An 18,594-nucleotide genomic window follows, 5' to 3' on the forward strand; every position below is an offset into this window, starting at 1 on the left:
GCGGTTGTACGATGTGCATGACCCAAAGGAGGCAAAAAACGATGACTGAATCGACGAAAAGAGTACGTATTTCCCAATGGGACGCGCTCTTGCTGGAATCATTACGCTCTTTAGGCTGGTCCCAAGAGGAATTAATCCGTCGCGTGCAGCAAAATGAGCTGCCAACGGACGGACCATCCGATTTTGATTATACAGAGCTTGTCACCGGGCTGGCGTCCCAAGAGCCGGAGGTGTTTGTCAGCGCAGTAACGGATGGATATCAGATCAAGTACAATACGATCCGGGGCATTCGTTCGTGGATTGCCGTTGCGTTCGGGCGGGAGCCTGAGCTGTCACTGGAGGAAGGAAGCGAAGCCGTTACATCTGAACTGACGAAGGCTGAGTATGATCGGCTTGGGCGGGTACTGTCATTAGGCTGGGTCATCCAGGAAGTACGTCGCGCGGCGGGCGAGACTTCAGGATTATACCGAATTGTACCTGCTTCACAGACGAATTAAATCATGGGGATGGAGTAACACCATTCACCAGAAATGAAAACGAGCTGACCGTGAAGGCCAGCTCGTTTTTTTAATGCAATCCTTCTTCATCTTTTTTATTCAGCATAACCAGACTATTGTGAATGATCCGTGTCATGCAGTAAAAGAAGGCCATTCTGGTGGTTTGCACAATGGCTCCCAATAACATGGACATCGATTCCATATCGGGAGAGTGTTGGATAACAATCCGATTAATAATTCCTTCACCAAACCAGACAAAATATAGCGGAACAATCATCTTTTGAATATAACGGGCTTTGCCCTCCAATTCGGGGTGGAGCGCAAAGTACCTATAAATATGGGTGAATGTATTAGAGAATCCCCACAAGTTAATAAAAGGAATCATGCGAGCAATGGCTCCCACGGTACGAATCGGATAATCGGAATGCTTTTGCCGGATGGCTTTATGTACTTGAACTAGCCAGATCAGATAGGTTACAAAACACAAGTAGTACAGCACAAAGCTAAAAACTGTAAATTTTTGCTCCAGCTCGTATAGATGATCATAATAAAAATCATTTGCGTAGATATACACTAATGTAAAAATAAGGATGATAAATTCGCCTATAGTGCCCACTGCTAGTAAGGCTTGATGTACGCTGCCAGCTGTCTTGGATGGGAATGCTTTGGAATCTGGATCATTCAAGATGTACTTCCTCCCAATCTAGTTGCTTCAAATACACGATAGCATCCTCCAGTGTTTCTACGGGGATAATGCGTAACTTGAGTTCATGCTCCTTTTGAACTCGGGCAGCCTCTGCTTCGTTGCCTTCCTCACCGTACCATTCATAATCTGCCGGTACGAAAAATAGATCAACCTTTGCCGCCTCGGCTCCCAGCAGCTTTTGCTCCAGTCCACCGACTGATCCGACATCTCCGTATTCTTCCATTGTGCCAGAGCCTGCGATTTTGTGACGTCCGCCATCTGAAAAGTCGATATTATTGGCTTCCTCATACAGTCCGATACCTGTCATCAGACCCAAGGAATTTCCCGAAAGATCCTGCAAATGAGTCAATAGCTCCGCATAGCGAGCATCCTCCAATTTGTTAAGATTCGAGAAAGTCGCCGTAGCCCCAGCTGTGTCGCTGTCTACGCTTAATTCCGTCGCTGCATGTACGGCTTGCATGGCAGAATATTTTAGCGTGTCCGTCTCTGTAAGGTCCTTCAAATAAGAGTCCACTTCATCAGGGGCAAGAGGTTCAAATTTAATCGCTCCCCCAGATACATTTTCACTGGAATATACATTCCAACGCTCCAGGAGATTGTTAGCAATACCCGTTTGCACAGACGCAAAAAACACGCTTCCCTGAACGCCAAGATCTTTGACCGGATGCATTTCTCCCTGCAAAATATACTGCGCAGGCATAGGCCTTGTTCCAATAAAGGCAGCGATAGCGGGGATCAGCAGCAGCGCGAAGATGAGTATACGTTCTTTGTTTATGCCAAATATCTTTTTGAGGAGATATGGATTACGGCTTGGCACCTCATTCACAACCTTTCCAACTGTTCTCATACGGATATCATCGGTTGAAATGATTAGAAAGGTTACATTTTTCACCATAAATGACCGATAAGAGTATAGTAGTATTCATATTTTTTACGCTCTGCCAGATCATCAGACGCTCATTTTTTATGCTATATTTTATACATAAGGAAAATTTGAGAGTTGAGGTGCAGCATGACATCAATGAATATTTTCGAATCATCCGTCAAACCAGGATTAATGGCTTTTCAGGCAAGCACTGAAGATCAGGAGCAGGTTCAGGAGTTAATTTTAAAGACGGCCAGATGGCTGCACAGCAAAGGCTCTACGCAATGGGGACGCTTACTAAAAGGAAAAGATGATCATAACCTAGGCGGCGCTATTGCACGCGGAGAAGTGGTTATTTTCCGAGCATCAGAGGATCATAGCCTGGCAGGCGCAGTGATCTTGCAGCAGCAACCCAGTGCATGGGACCGTAAGTTGTGGAAACTAGACGAAACGGATTCTGAAGGAGGAACCTCAGTATATCTGCATCGTTTGGTTGTGGATCGCGATAGCACCGGGAAGGGGCTAGGCCGTGAACTGATGCAATGGATTGAACGAGGCATCCACTTCACAGGCAAGGATCGAATCCGTTTAGACTGTATTGCGGGCAATGACAAGCTTAGTGAGTTTTACAGACAATGCGGTTATACGTATATAGGCGAAACGAACGGCTATAATATTTTTGAAAAGATGCTAATAAATTCATAGAAAACGGAATCATACTGAAGGAATACGAAAGAAGGAAGCAGGTGATCTGCATTCTTCTTTTTTTGTTGTGCAGCCCTTTACTTTCCCTTGGTCGCTGTCATATCAGAGCCCCCAAAAGAAAAAAATTTATATAAAAATGAAAATGGGGATATCGCGCCTCCCCCTCCTACATATGATGATAGGGAAAGTTTTGTAAGCGCTTCAAAAGAAGGATGACATACAACCATGCGAAGCTACAGGAGGCGGTTAAGGTGGACAATTACATGAGCTGGATAAAGATTGGATTTTTCCTCAGCGTTCTGTTTTTACTTGCAGCGGCATGCAGTACCTCTCCCAAAATAGAGGAGACAGAAGGGCAAAAAGTGCGACTTACAATGCAGGCTTGGGGTAATCCTGCGGAGGTGAAGGTGTATCAGCGGGCGCTGGATGCATTTGAAAAGGAAAACCCAAATATCGAGGTTAAGCTGGTGCCTGTACCGGGAGACCAATATGAGCAAAAGCTGTTGACACAGCTTCAGGGAAGTCGCGGACCGGATGTGTTTTATTCGTATGAATCGACGATTGCGCGTTTGATCGGGGCGAAGCAGGTACAGCCTTTGGGTGAGTTTTTAAAAAGTGATGCGAGTGATGTGAAGGCTGAGGATTTTCCGGAAGGATTGTGGGGACCGGCAAAGCGTGATGGGGAAATTTATGGGGTCACTCCCGACTCAAACCCGATGGTCATGTATTACAACAAAAAGGTATTTAAGGAAGCAGGCGTGAAGACGCCGCAAGAATACTATGACGAAGGCAAGTGGAATTGGGACGCCTTTGAAGAGGTTACATCCAAGCTGAAGGCAGCCGGAAAGCAGGGTTATATTGCGGAAAACTGGTGGGCTCACTGGTATTCATGGGTGTGGTCGAATGGCGGTCAGATCTTTGATGAACAAGGCAAATATGTGCTGGACCACAATGAAAAGGGCAAGGAAGCCTTCGGTTTTATGTACGATATGGTGAAAAAGGGAAATGCGGTATATCTCGGCTCGCTTCCCAAAGGGCAAGGGGCTGACGCGATGTTCATGTCCAATCAAGTCGGTATGCTGGCGGCGGGAAGATGGCTGGAACCCTTGTTTAGCCAAAATAAAAGCCTCGACTTCGATTATATTTACTGGCCTTCCAACACAGGCAAAAATGAACCTGTCGCTATTCCGGTTGCCTATGTAGCTGTGAACAAAAATAGTCCGCATGTGCAAGAGGCCATGAAGTTAGCAGCATTCTACGTCTCTGTGAAGGGGCAGGAGGCCCGGCTGGTTGAAGGTGGGAATGCCATGGGTACGCTTGCTGCCGCAGATGAGAGCATTATGAAAAAGGCGACAATTGAGCATTCAAGCTATTTGACCGAAGGACGTAACATAGGGCATGCTCATGGATCTGCACTGGCCTATGATGCTCAGGTGCCAGGGCTGAACTCGGATATCACGGAAACCATCGACCTGATGTTCCTGGGCAAGCAGGATGCTGCGGCAACCATTGAAAAGTTGAATCAGATCATATCCAAGGCGGTCAAGTAGGCACGGGATGGGCCGTGACCGGGGAGGAAGGTGACAAGATGCAGAAAAAGCATCAAGCGCTGTGGGGCTATCTATTCATTGGCCCCCAGTTTTTGGGTCTGTTATGTTTTTCGCTGTTGCCGTTGCTATATGCGCTTTACTTAAGCTTTGTAAACTGGGATGGATTTGGCGTACCCTTGTTTGTCGGCTTGGACAATTTCAAGGGCCAATTATCTGATCCTGATTTTTGGAAGGCACTCATCAATACGATGTACTATATGGTGTTGGTCATCCCGGCGGGGATTATATTGGCTCTGCTCGTAGCCATCATGCTCAACAAAGTGAAGGGCAAGGAAATTTATCGCTTGTTCTTTTTCATGCCTGTCGTAACCAGTTCGGTATCCGTTGGTGTCATCTGGATGTGGATACTGAACGGCGAATTTGGCATTTTAAATCATCTGCTGCGAGCGATTGGGATTACAGGCCCGATGTGGCTTACCGATACGCAGTGGGTGATTCCGTCGATTGCGCTTTTGAGCATATGGCTGGGACTGGGATATAATATGGTCATTTTTCTGGCAGGACTCCAGGGTATCTCCAAAAGCTATTACGAGGCAGCCGAAATTGACGGGGCCAGCAAGTTCCAGCAGCTAAGGTATATTACATTGCCGCTGTTGTCACCGACGACCTTTTTTGTGACCATCATGATGGTCATCAGTTCTTTTCAGGTGTTCGATCAGGCGTTTGTCATGACGAATGGAGGGCCAGCTAAAGCAAGTTATACACTGGTGTACCACATTTATGATCAGGCGTTCATTGACTTCACGATGGGAGAAAGTGCCGCGGCAGCAATGATTTTGTTCGTGATCATTCTCGTATTTACACTGTTGCAATTTAAAATGCAAAAGAGGTGGGTGCACTATGGAGATTAGTTCCAGAGGTAGGGTATTCCTGCGCCATGTGCTGCTCGCTGTCGGCTCTTTAGTCATGTTTTTTCCATTCCTGTGGACTGTTCTAAGTTCCCTGAAGGATATTTCTCAAATTTTCGTCGTCCCACCTCAATGGATTCCTGATCCGTTCGTATGGAGCAACTATCCGGCATCGCTGGAGGCGATGCCCTTCGTGCAGGCGTATATGAACAGCTTTTACATTACGGTGATCATCGTGACAGCGACACTGATTAGCGCGTCTATGGCGGCGTATGCTTTTGCTAAAATCCGATTTCCGGGCTCGAATATACTGTTTATCTTGTTCCTCGCTACGATGATGGTGCCCAAGCAGGTGACGATGATTCCGTTATATTTGGTGATGGATCGCATCGGTTGGCTGGATACGCATTGGTCGCTGATCGTACCTGGAGCCTTGTTTAATGCATTCGCAGTGTTTCTGCTCCGCCAGTTCGTCATGGGCATCCCACGCGATCTAGAGGAAGCGGCGGTAATGGATGGGGCGGGCTACATTCGTATTTACTGGAGCGTCATCCTGCCACTCATTCGTCCGGCATTGGCGGCAATAGGGATTTTCACCTTTTTGGGTGCCTGGAACAGCTTTCTTGATCCGCTTATCTATCTCAATACACCGGAGAAATTCACGGTTCCGCTTTTACTTAACAATTTCAAAGGGTTATATACCGCCGATTGGTCACTGATGATGGCGGGTACCACCATTTCTGTCGTCCCGGTGCTAATCGTCTACATCATTGCCCAAAAGCAAATTATTGAAGGCATCACCTTGACGGGAATTAAGGGGTAGGGGCATCTCTCTACTCCTTTTTGTATTTTTTTCGGTACTGTAGTGGGGTGTGCCCGGTAAGGTGCTTGAATACACGACCAAAGTGAGCGATGCTGTCAAAACCCGTTTTTTCAGCAATGGAAGTCACTTTCCAGCTTGTTTCTCTTAAATACGCCCGAGCCTGCTGGACCCGCACATCCTGAAGATATTCTACTAAGGTAAAACCTGTTGTCTGCTTGAAAATACGGCATAAATACGTGCTGCTAATATAAAAATGCTCAGCCAGCCGATCTAGCGACAGGCTCTCGTCATAATGAGCATGCAGGTATGCGATGACCGAGTACACGCGCTGCTGCTTTTCGCTACGTTCCGGTGCAATGGTATCGGCAGTGGCCGATTGTATGCGCCGGATACGGATAAGGAGCTGGAGTAGCAAGCTCTGGAGATATAGCTGGCTGTAGGCATGTTCTTGGTGGTATTCATCTAGCATTTGCCGGAATAGGTGTTCCAGCTCGCATTGTTCTTCCGCGGAGGGGCGAAGCAGAAAGCTTTTCTCTGGCAGAAGAAGCTGGTTCTGATCGCTGGAGGGAGAGACGGTCATTGACGAGGCTGCAAATTCTTCATCAAAGTTAATCAAAATCCGTTCATGGCTACCGCTACCCTTGTTACTCGTACGATGAAAATCATGTTTGCTGATCCAAATCAGATCGCCCTTCTGGAGGGCGTATACCCGTTGATTAATGTAGTAGTAGCGCTCTCCTGCCAGCAAATAATAGATTTCGTGCGCTTGGTGGACATGGTCGGCGGACATGCTGAATGGCACCTTCCGCAACGCTTGCTCGATGGCAAAACGGGGTGTAGCGATCATATCGATAGTCTCCTTTAGTGAAAGAATACATAAGGATAATATATGTATATTTTACGGATAAAATCATAATAAAAGCGAAGATTTTGCTCTTTCTTATACTATAAAATAAAAGCAATTCATGTAAAGGGTGTGAACCAATTGGCTAAAATCAAATATGCACTTGTGGGTACCGGAGGAAGAGCCGAATTTTTTTACGGTGAAGTTGTTACCGTTTTCAAAGATACCTCGGAGCTGATCGCGTTCTGTGACGTCAATCAGACGAGAATGGATTATGCCAATCGGCTGCTGCAGGAGAAATACGAGCATGAGCCGATTCCTACCTATAAAGCTCACGAGTTTGATCGGATGATCGCGGAGACGCAGCCGGATATCGTCATTGTCACGACCATTGACCGGGTACATCATCGGTATATTATCCGGGCGATGGAGCTGGGCTGTGATGTCATTTCTGAGAAGCCGATGACGGTGGATGAAGATAAATGCCAAGACATTTTGGATGCCATAGACCGCACGGGACGGAAGCTACGCGTCACCTTTAACTACCGCTATGCGCCGCATAATACGAAAATCCGTGAGCTGATCATGGACGGAACGCTCGGAGAGGTGCTGTCAGTCAATTTCGAATGGCTGCTGAATACACAGCATGGCGCGGATTATTTCCGTCGGTGGCACCGGGACAAGCGCAATAGCGGCGGTCTGCTGGTGCATAAATCGACGCATCATTTTGATCTGATGAACTTCTGGCTTGGCTCGAAACCGGAGACGGTGTATGCGATGGGAGATCTGAAATTTTACGGCCGGGAAAATGCGGAGCAGCGTGGCGTGACGGAGTTTTATCAACGGGCTTACGGCAGCAAGGCAGCGGAAAATGACCCCTTTGCGCTACATCTGGACCGTAACGAGCATCTAAAAAGCATGTATCTGGACGCTGAGCATGAGGATGGATATGTGCGGGATCAAAGCGTATTTGGCGACAATATCAGCATTGAAGATACGCTGAGTGTCATGGTGAAGTATCAGAACAAGACGGTAATGAACTATTCGCTGAATGCTTACATGCCTTGGGAGGGCTTTATCATCGTATTTAACGGCACGAAGGGACGGATGGAGGTTCGGGTATCCGAGCAATCCTATGTTAATTCCGGTGGCAGCAAGGCAGATGAGGGTGCGCTAAAAGAGAAGACCATCACCATCTATCCCCACTTTGCAGCACCTTATGAGGTCGAAGTGGAGGAAGGCCAGGGTGGTCATGGCGGAGGAGATCCAGTTATGCTGCGTGATATTTTCGATAAGCCGGCAGAGGATCGGTTCCATCGTGCGGCCTCACATATTGACGGTGCATGGTCCATTTTAACAGGCATTGCCGCCAACCGTTCTATGCGTACAGGTCAACCGGTGAAGGTGGAGGAACTGGTGCGCTTGTAATGAGCAGTAAATTTAATACCGAAAAGCCCCCTCTAACTAGATGAATAGAGGGGGCTTTTGGGGTGTATTTATATATAGAATGCACCTTACATCTTACGGCACTTTATTTTATTATTTATCGGCAGTCAGTTCCCGGGTTCCCAGTTGTTGTACAGGACGATGGTTATCGGGAAAAATGGCAGCAAACTGGTTGATTTGGTCTGCGGACATTTCAATAGGCTGCTCCAGCACTGTCCAATTTACATGTTCTGTGCATGGCGGGGTAGTCAGCGATCCATTGTAGCGAACGGAGTGCAGGTCTTTTGGCAGCAACGCAGCGAGATCTATTTCTTCATCTAGAGCCGCCGCTTCTTGGGAATTATCCTTCGGTAGTTTGGACCAAATGCGGTTGAAAGCCTTGTTTTCTTTGCCACTTTGGATAAGGACTCCTAAGACAGCTGTACTTCCGTTGTCGCTTTGATGGACAAAATGAAGCTCCATTTCAGCATTTTTACCATCTATTTGGTGTTCGCTCGGGTGATGAAAATGAAACTGCTTTAAAGTGAATTTAGTACCGTCCAGCATGATGCTATTGCTGGCATCGGCAACATTGATTTGCACAGTGTGCCCATTATTCAAAATGGATGCTTTCGTATTAGTGTAATGAACTTGCAGCGGTTGCTGCGTTTGCGATGCTTCCAAATGGGTATGCTCTATATTGACAGGAGATTGTTCGTGGCCGTTACCACAAGCAACAAAATCTTTTTCCAGCTCTCCCCAATGCTCCGGTCCCTGATCTCCTTCATAGGACCAGTGTGGGCCTTTCTGAACGACTGCATGAGCGTTGGTAGCTGATGAGGATGAAGTGCTGGTGGTACTAGAAATGGCGGGCTGTGAATTGCATCCTGTTACCGACACAACCAAGATAATGGCAAATATGCTGAACAGGCAACCTTTCCAGTTTTTTTTCATGTTTCTTTATCCTTCTTCCAAATAGAGTATGTGAAACTTTTTACATTGTAAATTATTGTACAAAGTTCCTACAAGGGTCCAAGGACTTAGAAAGAAGCATTTTTCGATTAAATAGTTTTAAGTTAGTAAGTTAGATTTATATTTGTCCTTTTCGGGCAAAAATTACTATAATAATGGAGTGTGCATTACAAAATAATTCCATATTATTTAAAGGAGAGATCTACATGAAAGCAGCAATTGTTACAAAAGACAAGAAAGTCAGTGTAGAAGAGAAACCTTTACGCTCCCTGAAGCATGGGGAAGCGTTAGTCCAAGTCGAGTATTGCGGAGTTTGCCACACAGATTTACATGTAAAAAATGCAGATTTCGGTGATGTCACAGGCAGAGTTCTGGGGCATGAAGGTATTGGGAAAGTCATTGAATTAGGTGAAGGAGTAACCAGTCTTAAGATTGGTGATCGCGTAAGTATTGCCTGGATGTTCCAAAGCTGCGGTCACTGCGAATATTGCCTAACCGGGCGGGAAACGCTGTGTCGTGAAGTTAAAAATGCCGGATATACGGTAGACGGTGCAATGGCAGAGCAATGTATTGTCACAGCTGACTACGCGGTCAAAGTACCAGATAGTCTTGATCCTGCCGCTGCAAGTAGTGTAACTTGCGCAGGGGTTACCACATATAAAGCAGTTAAAGTAAGTGAAGTCAAACCAGGACAATGGATCGGTATCTTCGGCATTGGCGGCTTGGGTAACCTGGCTGTGCAATACGCCAAAAATGTATTCAATGCTAAAGTTGTAGCCTTTGACATCAGTGATGAAAAACTAGAACTGGCCAAACAAATTGGTGCTGACTATATCGTTAACAGCATGAAAGAAGATCCGGTCGCTCGAGCTAAGGAGTTAACAAACGGTGCTGGTCTGGATGCAACCGTGGTTACTGCTGTTGCCAAAACACCTTTCAACCAGGCCATCGACGTTGTGAAGGCTGGCGCGCGTGTCGTAGCTGTAGGTCTCCCAACCGATAAGATGGATCTGGACATTCCACGTCTGGTTCTGGACGGCATTCAAGTTATTGGCTCCTTGGTCGGCACTCGTGAAGACCTTAAAGAAGCGTTCCAGTTCGCTGCAGAAGGTAAAGTTGTCCCTCTTGTACAAAAACGTCCGCTCGAAGACATTAATGAGATCTTCGAGGAGATGGAGCAGGGCAAAATCCAAGGACGCATGGTCATTGATTTCACAAATTAAAATGATGTCCAATTCGTAACCCTTGGAATTCGGAGAGAGAAAGCGCCTGCTGATGTATTGTAGGCGCTCTTTTTGGCTTTACAACTTATTCAGAATGTTATCTTCCAAAACCGCAGATTTATCCCCGTATTCTTTAATAATATGTCTTTCTCCCCAAGCACAAAGAGAATCTAAAATGCCTTTCAGACTACATCCATATTCACTAAGCTCGTACTCCACCTTGGGTGGAACCTGATTATAGCTAATCCGATTGACAATGCCGTCTTCCTCTAATTCACGAAGCTGCTGAGTCAGCATTTTTTGGGTTATGGAAGGCATCATCCGTTTTAATTCGCTTGTCCGCATCTTTCCATGTGTCAAATGACACAGAATGACGCATTTCCATTTCCCCCCGATCACCTCTAACGTCGCCTCAACAGAGATATTGTATTTTTTCTTCCCCAATGCCGATCCCCCCATGTGTATCGCTTCTGTTATACATACCTTAACAGCCTGTTTTAATTAAAAAGAACTTTATTTAGGGTACTTTTTAGTACCTATATCACTAAAAAGTACGTACTGTTCATATTTGCTTGAATAACTCATAATAACATCTGCTGGTCGAAGATTTCTATAGATAGGAGTGAAAAACATGTCGCCAGAATCAAAACGAAGTATCTGGCCATTACTGGCTCTAGCCGTAAGCGCCTTTGCGATTGGGACAACTGAGTTCATCAGCGTGGGACTGCTTCCCCTGATTGCTGAAGACTTGCACATATCTGTAACGATGTCTGCACTAACTGTAACGCTGTATGCATTAGGGGTCACCATCGGGGCACCTGTCTTGACCTCATTAACATCAAGTGTTCCCCGTAAAACGTTGCTGCTGTGGATCATGATTATATTTATTGCAGGCAACAGCCTCGCTGCGGTCTCTAGCGGAATTGCCTTGCTACTGATTGCACGTGTGATCTCGGCGTTCGCTCATGGGGTGTTCATGTCTATCGGTTCCACCATCGCGGCCGATCTTGTGCCGGATGATCGGCGAGCGAGTGCGATTTCCATTATGTTCTCCGGGTTGACCGTAGCCACGGTTACAGGCGTACCTTTGGGTACCTACATTGGGCAGCAATGGGGTTGGTGGGCAGCGTTTATGGCGATTGTGGTCGTCGGTGTAGTGGCACTCATCGCCAATCTGATTCTGCTGCCATCTACGCTGCGCAAAGGGAACAAGACTCCTTTCCGCGAGCAGGTCAAACTGGTCACCAATGGTCGCTTGCTACTCGCATTTATCATTACAGCTTTGGGGTATGGAGGCACATTTGTGGTATTTACTTATTTATCTCCATTACTTCACGACATAACCGGATTTCAGCAAAGTACGGTAACGTTTATACTTTTGCTGTATGGAATTGCGATTGCCATCGGGAATGTTATTGGCGGAAAAGCAGCAAACCGCAAGCCGCTTTCAGCTTTGTTTTACATGTTTCTGATTCAAGCAGTGATCCTGTTTCTCCTGTTGTTCACGGCACCTTTTAAAACGGCAGGACTGATTACGATCTTCTTTATGGGATTGCTTGCGTTTATGAACGTGCCCGGGCTACAGGTATATGTCGTCATGTTAGCCGAACGGTTTGCACCCAAAGCTGTCGATGTTGCCTCTGCTGTTAATATTGCAGCTTTCAACGCAGGGATAGCCATCGGAGCTTATGTAGGCGGGATTGTAACGGATTCACTCGGTCTCATTCATACGGCCTGGCTCGGGAGCATTATGGTTTTCGTTGCGGTTTTGCTCACAGGCTGGAGTCGTATGCTCGAAAAAAGGGATACAACCCCCATTACAGGTTAAAGCTTTTAAAAAATAGAGAGGAAGATTCAAAATGACACAAAACTTACAAAGCACAACATTGTTAAACAACGGAGTTCGCATGCCTTGGTTTGGCATCGGGGTATTTAAAGTGGAAGAAGGTTCGGAGCTGGTCGATGCTATAAAGGTTGCTGTAAAGCATGGCTACCGCAGTATAGATACAGCTGCAATCTATGCGAACGAAAGCAGTGTAGGGCAGGCTATTCAGGAAGCCCTTCAGGAAAATAATCTGTCCAGAGAAGAACTGTTCGTCACGTCCAAAGTGTGGAATGCAGATTTAGGCTATGAAGAGACACGAGCAGCTTATGAAGCCAGTCTGGACAAGCTGGGTCTGGACTATCTGGATCTATATCTGATTCATTGGCCAGTTCAAGGAAAGTATAAAGAAGCTTGGAGAGCGTTGGAATCCTTGTATAAAGAAGGACGGATTAAGGCAATTGGAGTCAGCAACTTCCAGATTCATCATTTGGAAGATCTCATGAAGGATGCTGAAATCAAGCCCATGATCAATCAGGTGGAATTCCATCCACAATTAACCCAAGCCGAGCTGTTGCAATTCTGTCAAAAGAACGACATTCAAATGGAAGCCTGGTCTCCGTTAATGCAAGGCCAATTGCTCGATCATCCGGTACTGCAAGACATAGCGACCAAGTATGGCAAATCGGTGGCGCAAGTGATTTTACGCTGGGATGTGCAGCAGGGAGTTGTCACTATTCCCAAGTCTACCAAGCCGCATCGTATCGTGGGAAATGCTGACATTTTTGACTTCGAACTGACGCGCGAGGATATGGATCGAATCCAGGCGTTAAATGCCGATCTTCGGGTAGGTCCAGATCCGGATAACTTTGATTTTTAAAATTACGTTCATCATGAGACGCCGTTTCCTTCTTCACTGAAGGGACGGCGTTTTGTTTGTGCATGATGGGTCTGGGGCTACAGCAATCCAATCCCGCCATATGGTATTATAGGGTTATGAAAAGAGACGTTTTGGAAGCTTGTGAATACGAAAAATCACCGGGGGACTTCATGAATAAGACGATTGCAGATATAGCCCAAATGGCTGGCGTATCCAAGAGCACGGTATCCCGTTTTTTGAACGGCGGGTCTGTCAGCGTGGATACGAAACGAAAAATTGAAAAAGTGGTTAAAGCCACGGGCTATGTGCCCAATGCCTTTGCCCAGAGTCTTAAGGCGAAGCGGACCAACATCATCGGCACCGTTGTGCCGCGTCTAGATTCTTTTGCGACATCTCATACGCTGATGGGGATTGATGAGGAACTGCGTTCTCAGCATTATCAGATGCTGATCTCTAATACGAGCCAGGATGTACAGCGTGAAATCGAAGCCATTTATGAGCTGGGAAGACAAAAGATTTCGGGTATCATTTTGCTGGCTGCTCAAATTACAGACGACCATCTGACCGCGATTCGTGACATTGGTATTCCGGTGTTGCTGGTGGGCCAGCAGCACGAGCAGCTTCATAGCCTGATCCATGATGACTATCGTGCAGGATATGATATCGGCACGTACGTTTTGTCACAGGGACATCACGAAATTGCCTACGTTGGTGTTACTGAAAAGGATGTTGCCGTCGGTGTGCAGCGCAAGGAGGGTTTTAGGCAGGCGGTTCGCGATGCATTGCCTGCGGAGTCTCATACGGACGATGCGATGCGAGCAGCAGGGTATGATATCAGATACTATGAGACCGGATTTAAAATGTCCGATGCACGGATTGCTGCATCCGCCATTTTGGACCATTTCAAGCCAACGTTAATGGTGTGTGCTACGGATAATATCGCGCTGGGCGTAATCAATGCGGCTTATTCCAGAGGGATTGTCATCCCGTCGGATTTGTCGGTAACTGGCTTTGGGGGATACGATATTACGGAGGTCATTCACCCTGCCCTGACAACCGTTCAATATCCGTATATGGAGGCTGGACGTGTAGCAGCGCAAAATATTATGCGGCTGGTAGAACATAAATCGGTAGAAAAAGTGACGGTCATGAATTATTCTCTTATCGAAAGAGAAAGCGTTGACAAACGCTGAACAAGTGGATTATAATTTCTACGAAACCGGTTCCATAGCATTCGGGCACAAATGGAATCGGTTGCAAATCCATGGATGAGCATTTTTTTAATCGTATGGGAACCGGTTCCGATAGAATTTTTTTCATTGAGTTGGAACCGGTTCCTGAAGCGAAAGTTTTAATAAAAATGAGGTACACCTATGAAAATGACAAGAGAACAAAAGTATCGAATGATCGAGCAGGCAGAACCCGGTGAAATAGCCGGCTTGGAGGAGAAAGTGGAGCAATGTCACTGGCGGCAGGCGTTTCATATCCAGCCACCGACCGGTTTGCTCAATGACCCCAATGGATTTTCTTATTACCAAGGTGAATACCACTTATTCTATCAGTGGTTTCCGCTCGGAACGGATCATGGGATGAAATACTGGTATCACCTGAAATCTAAAGATTTGGTCACATGGAATAGTGCGGGCATTGGCATCGCACCGGGGGACTATTTTGATTCGCATGGGGCTTATTCCGGCAGCGCACTGGAGCATGAGGGCAAGTTATATATGCTGTATACGGGAAATGCACGAGATGAAGACTGGATCAGACATCCTTATCAATGCATGGCTGTTATGGACGAGAATGGTCACATTACTAAATGGGAGCACCCCGTTATTTCCAATGTGCCAGAAGGGTATACAGACCATTTTCGTGATCCCAAGCTATGGAAAGACGGCGATAGCTTTTACTGTGTGATTGGTGCCCAAAGAACGAATTTAACAGGCTGCGCCGTCCTCTACCGATCAACCGACCTTCGTACGTGGGAGTTTGAGGGAGAATTGTGCACAGGCCTGGAGTCGTTTGGCTACATGTGGGAATGTCCGGATTATTTTGAACTGAACGAAGCGGGAGTCTTGATCTTTTCTCCTCAGGGCTTGGAGCCTTCTGGGGATGAAAAACGCAATATTTATCAATCGGGCTACGTAATCGGCAAGCCGTTGGATACCGGAACAAGAACACTGGAGCACGGTGCATTCCACGAGCTCGATAGAGGCTTTGACTTCTATGCGCCACAGACGATGATTGACCCACAGGGGCGGCGTATTATGGTGGCATGGATGGGCCTGCCGGATATCGAATATCCCACAGATCCGAACGGATGGGCTCATTGTCTGACATTACCAAGGGAGCTTACGCTTCATGAGGGCAAACTCTTGCAGCGGCCGATCCCTGAGCTGACTACGCTGCGTAGAAATCGTGAGGATCGGGTAGCTGACACGTTATTTTCAGAGAGCAAAACCTATGAAGGATTTACAGGTACGGCCTATGAGCTGATCTGTGAGGTAGATCTTTTGAGCGCTAAGGTGTTTGGTATTGAATTCCGTGCGAGTGAGACTGAGAAGACGGTGATTAAATATAATGCCGTCAGTCGCAAACTTGTATTGGACCGTTCGCAATCGGGTGAGCCTGTAGCCACTTCGTATGGTGAGGTACGGCAGTGTCCATGGGATAAAGATCATATCAAACTACATTTGTTTGTAGATGCGTCTTCAGTTGAGATTTTCGTCAATGATGGGGAAGAGGTGTTCACCAGTCGTATTTTTCCGCATCCAGAGAGTGACGAAATACGCTTTTTTGCCGACAAGGGAGAGGCTCTCTTCCAGGCGGTAAAATGGGATTTTACATGAGTAGGCTAAAACATCAAGTGGTTCGTTAATCATCAAATATAACGGAATGAACGAGGGGATGAACATCATGGCGGAAAACAGAGAAATAGCTAAAGAAGTGATCCAGGCAATCGGTGGGCAAGAAAATATTGCATCTTTTGCTCATTGTGCGACGCGCTTGCGGATTATGGTGCATGACAAGGAGAAGATTGATCAGAAAAAAGTTGAGGAGATCGACAAGGTCAAGGGTGCTTTCTTCAATTCCGGACAATATCAGATTATTTTTGGTACAGGTACGGTAAATCGAATTTTTGAAGAGGTCGAAAAGCTTGGCGTGACCGGTTCATCTAAAGAAGAGGTGAAGAGTCAGGCGAAAAAGGAAGGCAACGTCTTCCAACGCTCCATTCGTACCTTTGGCGATGTGTTTGTACCCATTATTCCTGTGCTGGTTGCTACGGGGCTGTTCATGGGGCTACGTGGCTTGCTCACTCAGCCGCAAATTCTCGCTCTACTCGGCATGACGCCACAGGACATTTCACCCAATTTTCTATTATACACACAAGTATTAACGGATACAGCCTTTGCTTTTCTGCCAGCGTTAGTCGCATGGTCAGCCTTTAGAGTATTCGGCGGTAGTCCAGTGCTGGGTATCGTTCTCGGTCTGATGCTGGTAAACCCGGCCTTGCCCAACGCTTATAGTGTTGCGGACGGCTCAGCCCATCCGTTGACGATGTTCGGGTTCATTCCTGTAGTGGGCTATCAAGGCTCGGTATTGCCAGCTTTCTTCGTGGGCTTGATCGGAGCTAAGCTGGAGCGGGCGCTGCGCAAACGGGTGCCTGAAGCGCTAGATCTGATTCTCACACCGTTTTTAACACTGTTGATCATGATCACTTTGGGATTGTTTGCCATCGGTCCGATTTTCCATTCACTCGAAGAATGGGTGCTGCACGGAACAACGTTTGTGCTGGATTTGCCTTTCGGTATTGCAGGGATTGTCATCGGTTTCTTGCATCAGATTATCGTCGTTACAGGTGTGCATCATATATTTAATTTCTTGGAAATTCAACTGCTTGAAAAGAACGGAGTAAATGCCTTTAACGCCATCATTACCTGCGCTATGGCTGCTCAAGGTGCTGCCTGTCTGGCGGTTGGGCTGAAAACGAAGAATAGCAAGCTGAAAGCGTTGGCACTTCCTTCCTCGTTGTCTGCTTTTCTGGGGATTACGGAGCCGGCTATTTTCGGGGTCAACCTGAGATACATGAAGCCTTTTGTTATGGGCCTTATCGGTGGGGCGGTTGGCGGCTTTATCGCTTCTGTCTTCCATTTGGCGGCTACAGGCATGGCAGTTACGGTCATTCCAGGGACGTTGCTCTACATGAATCATCAGCTTCCGCTTTACATTTTGGCGAACTTGGCTGCTATGGTTGTAGCCTTTGTCCTGACCTGGATGTTTGGCTATAACGATAAAATGTTGGAAGAGGTCAAAACAGCGGGTTCCTCCAATTAACACCACCAAGTAATGCGAATACACGCAGATTTATACGCGTAATTATAAATATGATGGTCGTTCTATATGGAACGCTCTTGGTCCCTAATCAAAAAGGACTGCTAGAGCAGGGTTCCAGGTAGAACGACCATTTTTATTAACTATAAAATTCCACCCAGATCATCAAACTAAACGATTGAGGAACGTTCATCCAGAAATTCGGACGGCGAGCAGCCTGTCAACCGTTTGAAGATTCGATGAAAATAGGAAACATCACTATATCCCACATACTCCGAAATTTCACGAATCGTTAGCCGGGACTCGGTCAGCATGTAGATGGCGGTTTTAATACGTTGCGTATGTACATGCTCGCTGATCGTTTGGCGTGTTACCTCACGCAGCAGCGTCGCGGCATAATTGGGGGTTTTACGGATGGCGTCACCAAGCTCCTCCTTGGTTACCTTTTCCCGGTAGTGGTTCTGGATATACTGTTTCATATGTTCCACATGTCGCTCTCGATCGCAAGAAATGGCGCCTTTGTCCCATTCCTGATTCATATATATCATTGCCTCGGTCAGCAGACAGTCAGCCATCAGGGTGTAGTAGCTTGGGTGTTCAGTCCATTGATAGTACATCGATTTAATTCGTTCATGCAGCATATCGTAGCATCCAGGTTTGATCAACAACGGCTTGTCAGTATTCAGTATGGGAAGTGTGCTGTTCGTACATGTTTTGCGGCAATGTATCACATACTTGGTATGAAAAAGCGTAGGAATGCTCTTGCCATAGTAATCCAGATGACCGGGTAAAAGCAGTGTTTCACCCTTACCGAGAATGAATTTGCAATCGTTCACCCAATATACACATTTGCCAAAGGTGACCAAAATGAACAGTAAGTCATCGTTGTCGCTATTTGCACCAGCCTTTTCATACCAGTCCACACCGTTATCCTGCCGTATATCCACCAATGTAATCATGAAACTCACTCCCCGATGTCTTCAACATTCATTATACTGTAGTACATTCATCATACTATAGTTCATAGTCTTGGTGCACGGGT

At 46.6% G+C, this 18,594-nt stretch carries 18 protein-coding genes; 12 read left to right on the forward strand and 6 right to left on the reverse strand.

Annotated elements, in window-relative coordinates:
• The first annotated feature begins 41 nt into the window (after positions 1 to 41).
• Positions 42 to 497 (forward strand): hypothetical protein, encoded by a 456-nt coding sequence (locus tag WA407_RS21310; RefSeq protein WP_254330111.1) that lies wholly within the window; start codon positions 42 to 44, stop codon positions 495 to 497.
• A 70-nt stretch (positions 498 to 567) separates the two neighbouring features.
• Here WA407_RS21310 and WA407_RS21315 read toward each other — a convergent pair whose 3' ends face one another.
• Together WA407_RS21315 and WA407_RS21320 are read right to left on the reverse strand one after the other, a co-directional pair.
• Positions 568 to 1,182 carry a hypothetical protein gene (locus WA407_RS21315; RefSeq protein ID WP_254330109.1) on the reverse strand — a complete coding sequence of 205 codons (615 nt, stop codon included), beginning with the start codon at positions 1,180 to 1,182 and terminating at the stop codon, positions 568 to 570.
• Positions 1,175 to 2,098 carry a hypothetical protein gene (locus WA407_RS21320; protein WP_235306961.1) on the reverse strand — a complete coding sequence of 308 codons (924 nt, stop codon included), beginning with the start codon at positions 2,096 to 2,098 and terminating at the stop codon, positions 1,175 to 1,177. The genes WA407_RS21315 and WA407_RS21320 overlap by 8 nt, the downstream gene beginning before the upstream one ends.
• Positions 2,099 to 2,215: 117 nt before the next feature.
• On the opposite strand from WA407_RS21320, the gene WA407_RS21325 reads away from it, so the two are divergent.
• The 4 genes from WA407_RS21325 (at position 2,216) to WA407_RS21340 (ending at position 6,054) form a co-directional block, all read left to right on the forward strand.
• A complete protein-coding gene (locus tag WA407_RS21325) occupies positions 2,216 to 2,773 on the forward strand; it encodes a GNAT family N-acetyltransferase (RefSeq protein WP_235306962.1) in 558 nt (185 codons plus the stop codon).
• Between the two features lie 251 nt (positions 2,774 to 3,024).
• Positions 3,025 to 4,323, forward strand: coding sequence for an ABC transporter substrate-binding protein (locus WA407_RS21330; protein WP_322174116.1), 1,299 nt, complete (start codon positions 3,025 to 3,027; stop codon positions 4,321 to 4,323).
• Positions 4,324 to 4,361: 38 nt separating this feature from the next.
• Complete coding sequence (locus WA407_RS21335; RefSeq protein WP_336078313.1) at positions 4,362 to 5,234, forward strand: carbohydrate ABC transporter permease; 873 nt, start codon at positions 4,362 to 4,364, stop codon at positions 5,232 to 5,234.
• Positions 5,224 to 6,054 carry a carbohydrate ABC transporter permease gene (locus WA407_RS21340; protein WP_013308340.1) on the forward strand — a complete coding sequence of 277 codons (831 nt, stop codon included), beginning with the start codon at positions 5,224 to 5,226 and terminating at the stop codon, positions 6,052 to 6,054. Before WA407_RS21335 ends, WA407_RS21340 begins: the two co-directional genes overlap by 11 nt.
• 10 nt (positions 6,055 to 6,064) lie before the next feature.
• On the opposite strand, the gene WA407_RS21345 is transcribed toward WA407_RS21340, so the two are convergent.
• A complete protein-coding gene (locus WA407_RS21345; RefSeq protein WP_336078314.1) occupies positions 6,065 to 6,901 on the reverse strand; it encodes a helix-turn-helix transcriptional regulator in 837 nt (278 codons plus the stop codon).
• Positions 6,902 to 7,039: 138 nt separating this feature from the next.
• Here WA407_RS21345 and WA407_RS21350 point away from each other — a divergent pair, with 138 nt between their 5' ends.
• Positions 7,040 to 8,326, forward strand: coding sequence for a Gfo/Idh/MocA family protein (locus WA407_RS21350; RefSeq protein WP_061830753.1), 1,287 nt, complete (start codon positions 7,040 to 7,042; stop codon positions 8,324 to 8,326).
• A 111-nt stretch (positions 8,327 to 8,437) separates the two neighbouring features.
• Here WA407_RS21350 and WA407_RS21355 read toward each other — a convergent pair whose 3' ends face one another.
• Complete coding sequence (locus tag WA407_RS21355) at positions 8,438 to 9,277, reverse strand: carbonic anhydrase (RefSeq protein WP_254330090.1); 840 nt, start codon at positions 9,275 to 9,277, stop codon at positions 8,438 to 8,440.
• A 224-nt stretch (positions 9,278 to 9,501) separates the two neighbouring features.
• Here WA407_RS21355 and adhP point away from each other — a divergent pair, with 224 nt between their 5' ends.
• Positions 9,502 to 10,518 carry an alcohol dehydrogenase AdhP gene (gene adhP, locus WA407_RS21360; protein WP_061830749.1) on the forward strand — a complete coding sequence of 339 codons (1,017 nt, stop codon included), beginning with the start codon at positions 9,502 to 9,504 and terminating at the stop codon, positions 10,516 to 10,518.
• Positions 10,519 to 10,596: 78 nt separating this feature from the next.
• Here adhP and WA407_RS21365 read toward each other — a convergent pair whose 3' ends face one another.
• A complete protein-coding gene (locus WA407_RS21365) occupies positions 10,597 to 10,962 on the reverse strand; it encodes a winged helix-turn-helix transcriptional regulator (RefSeq protein WP_013308345.1) in 366 nt (121 codons plus the stop codon).
• A gap of 187 nt (positions 10,963 to 11,149) precedes the next feature.
• On the opposite strand from WA407_RS21365, the gene WA407_RS21370 reads away from it, so the two are divergent.
• The 5 genes from WA407_RS21370 (at position 11,150) to WA407_RS21390 (ending at position 17,555) form a co-directional block, all read left to right on the forward strand.
• On the forward strand, positions 11,150 to 12,346 hold the full coding sequence (locus WA407_RS21370; RefSeq protein WP_336078315.1) for an MFS transporter: 1,197 nt from the start codon (positions 11,150 to 11,152) through the stop codon (positions 12,344 to 12,346).
• Between the two features lie 31 nt (positions 12,347 to 12,377).
• Positions 12,378 to 13,220: an aldo/keto reductase gene (locus tag WA407_RS21375; RefSeq protein WP_336078316.1), complete on the forward strand. Its 843-nt coding sequence runs from the start codon at positions 12,378 to 12,380 to the stop codon at positions 13,218 to 13,220.
• 170 nt (positions 13,221 to 13,390) lie between these two features.
• Positions 13,391 to 14,413 (forward strand): LacI family DNA-binding transcriptional regulator, encoded by a 1,023-nt coding sequence (locus tag WA407_RS21380; RefSeq protein ID WP_336078317.1) that lies wholly within the window; start codon positions 13,391 to 13,393, stop codon positions 14,411 to 14,413.
• A gap of 180 nt (positions 14,414 to 14,593) precedes the next feature.
• Entirely contained in the window at positions 14,594 to 16,069 is a 1,476-nt protein-coding gene (locus WA407_RS21385) for a glycoside hydrolase family 32 protein (RefSeq protein ID WP_336078318.1), read from the forward strand.
• Positions 16,070 to 16,136: 67 nt separating this feature from the next.
• Positions 16,137 to 17,555 carry a sucrose-specific PTS transporter subunit IIBC gene (locus tag WA407_RS21390; protein WP_013308350.1) on the forward strand — a complete coding sequence of 473 codons (1,419 nt, stop codon included), beginning with the start codon at positions 16,137 to 16,139 and terminating at the stop codon, positions 17,553 to 17,555.
• 167 nt (positions 17,556 to 17,722) lie between these two features.
• Here the strand turns inward: WA407_RS21390 and WA407_RS21395 are convergent, their stop codons facing one another.
• Entirely contained in the window at positions 17,723 to 18,511 is a 789-nt protein-coding gene (locus WA407_RS21395; protein ID WP_061830739.1) for a helix-turn-helix domain-containing protein, read from the reverse strand.
• Positions 18,512 to 18,594 lie beyond the last annotated feature (83 nt).

This window comes from Paenibacillus sp. 203, from assembly GCF_037027525.1.
Classification (GTDB): Bacteria; Bacillota; Bacilli; order Paenibacillales; family Paenibacillaceae; genus Paenibacillus; species Paenibacillus polymyxa_B.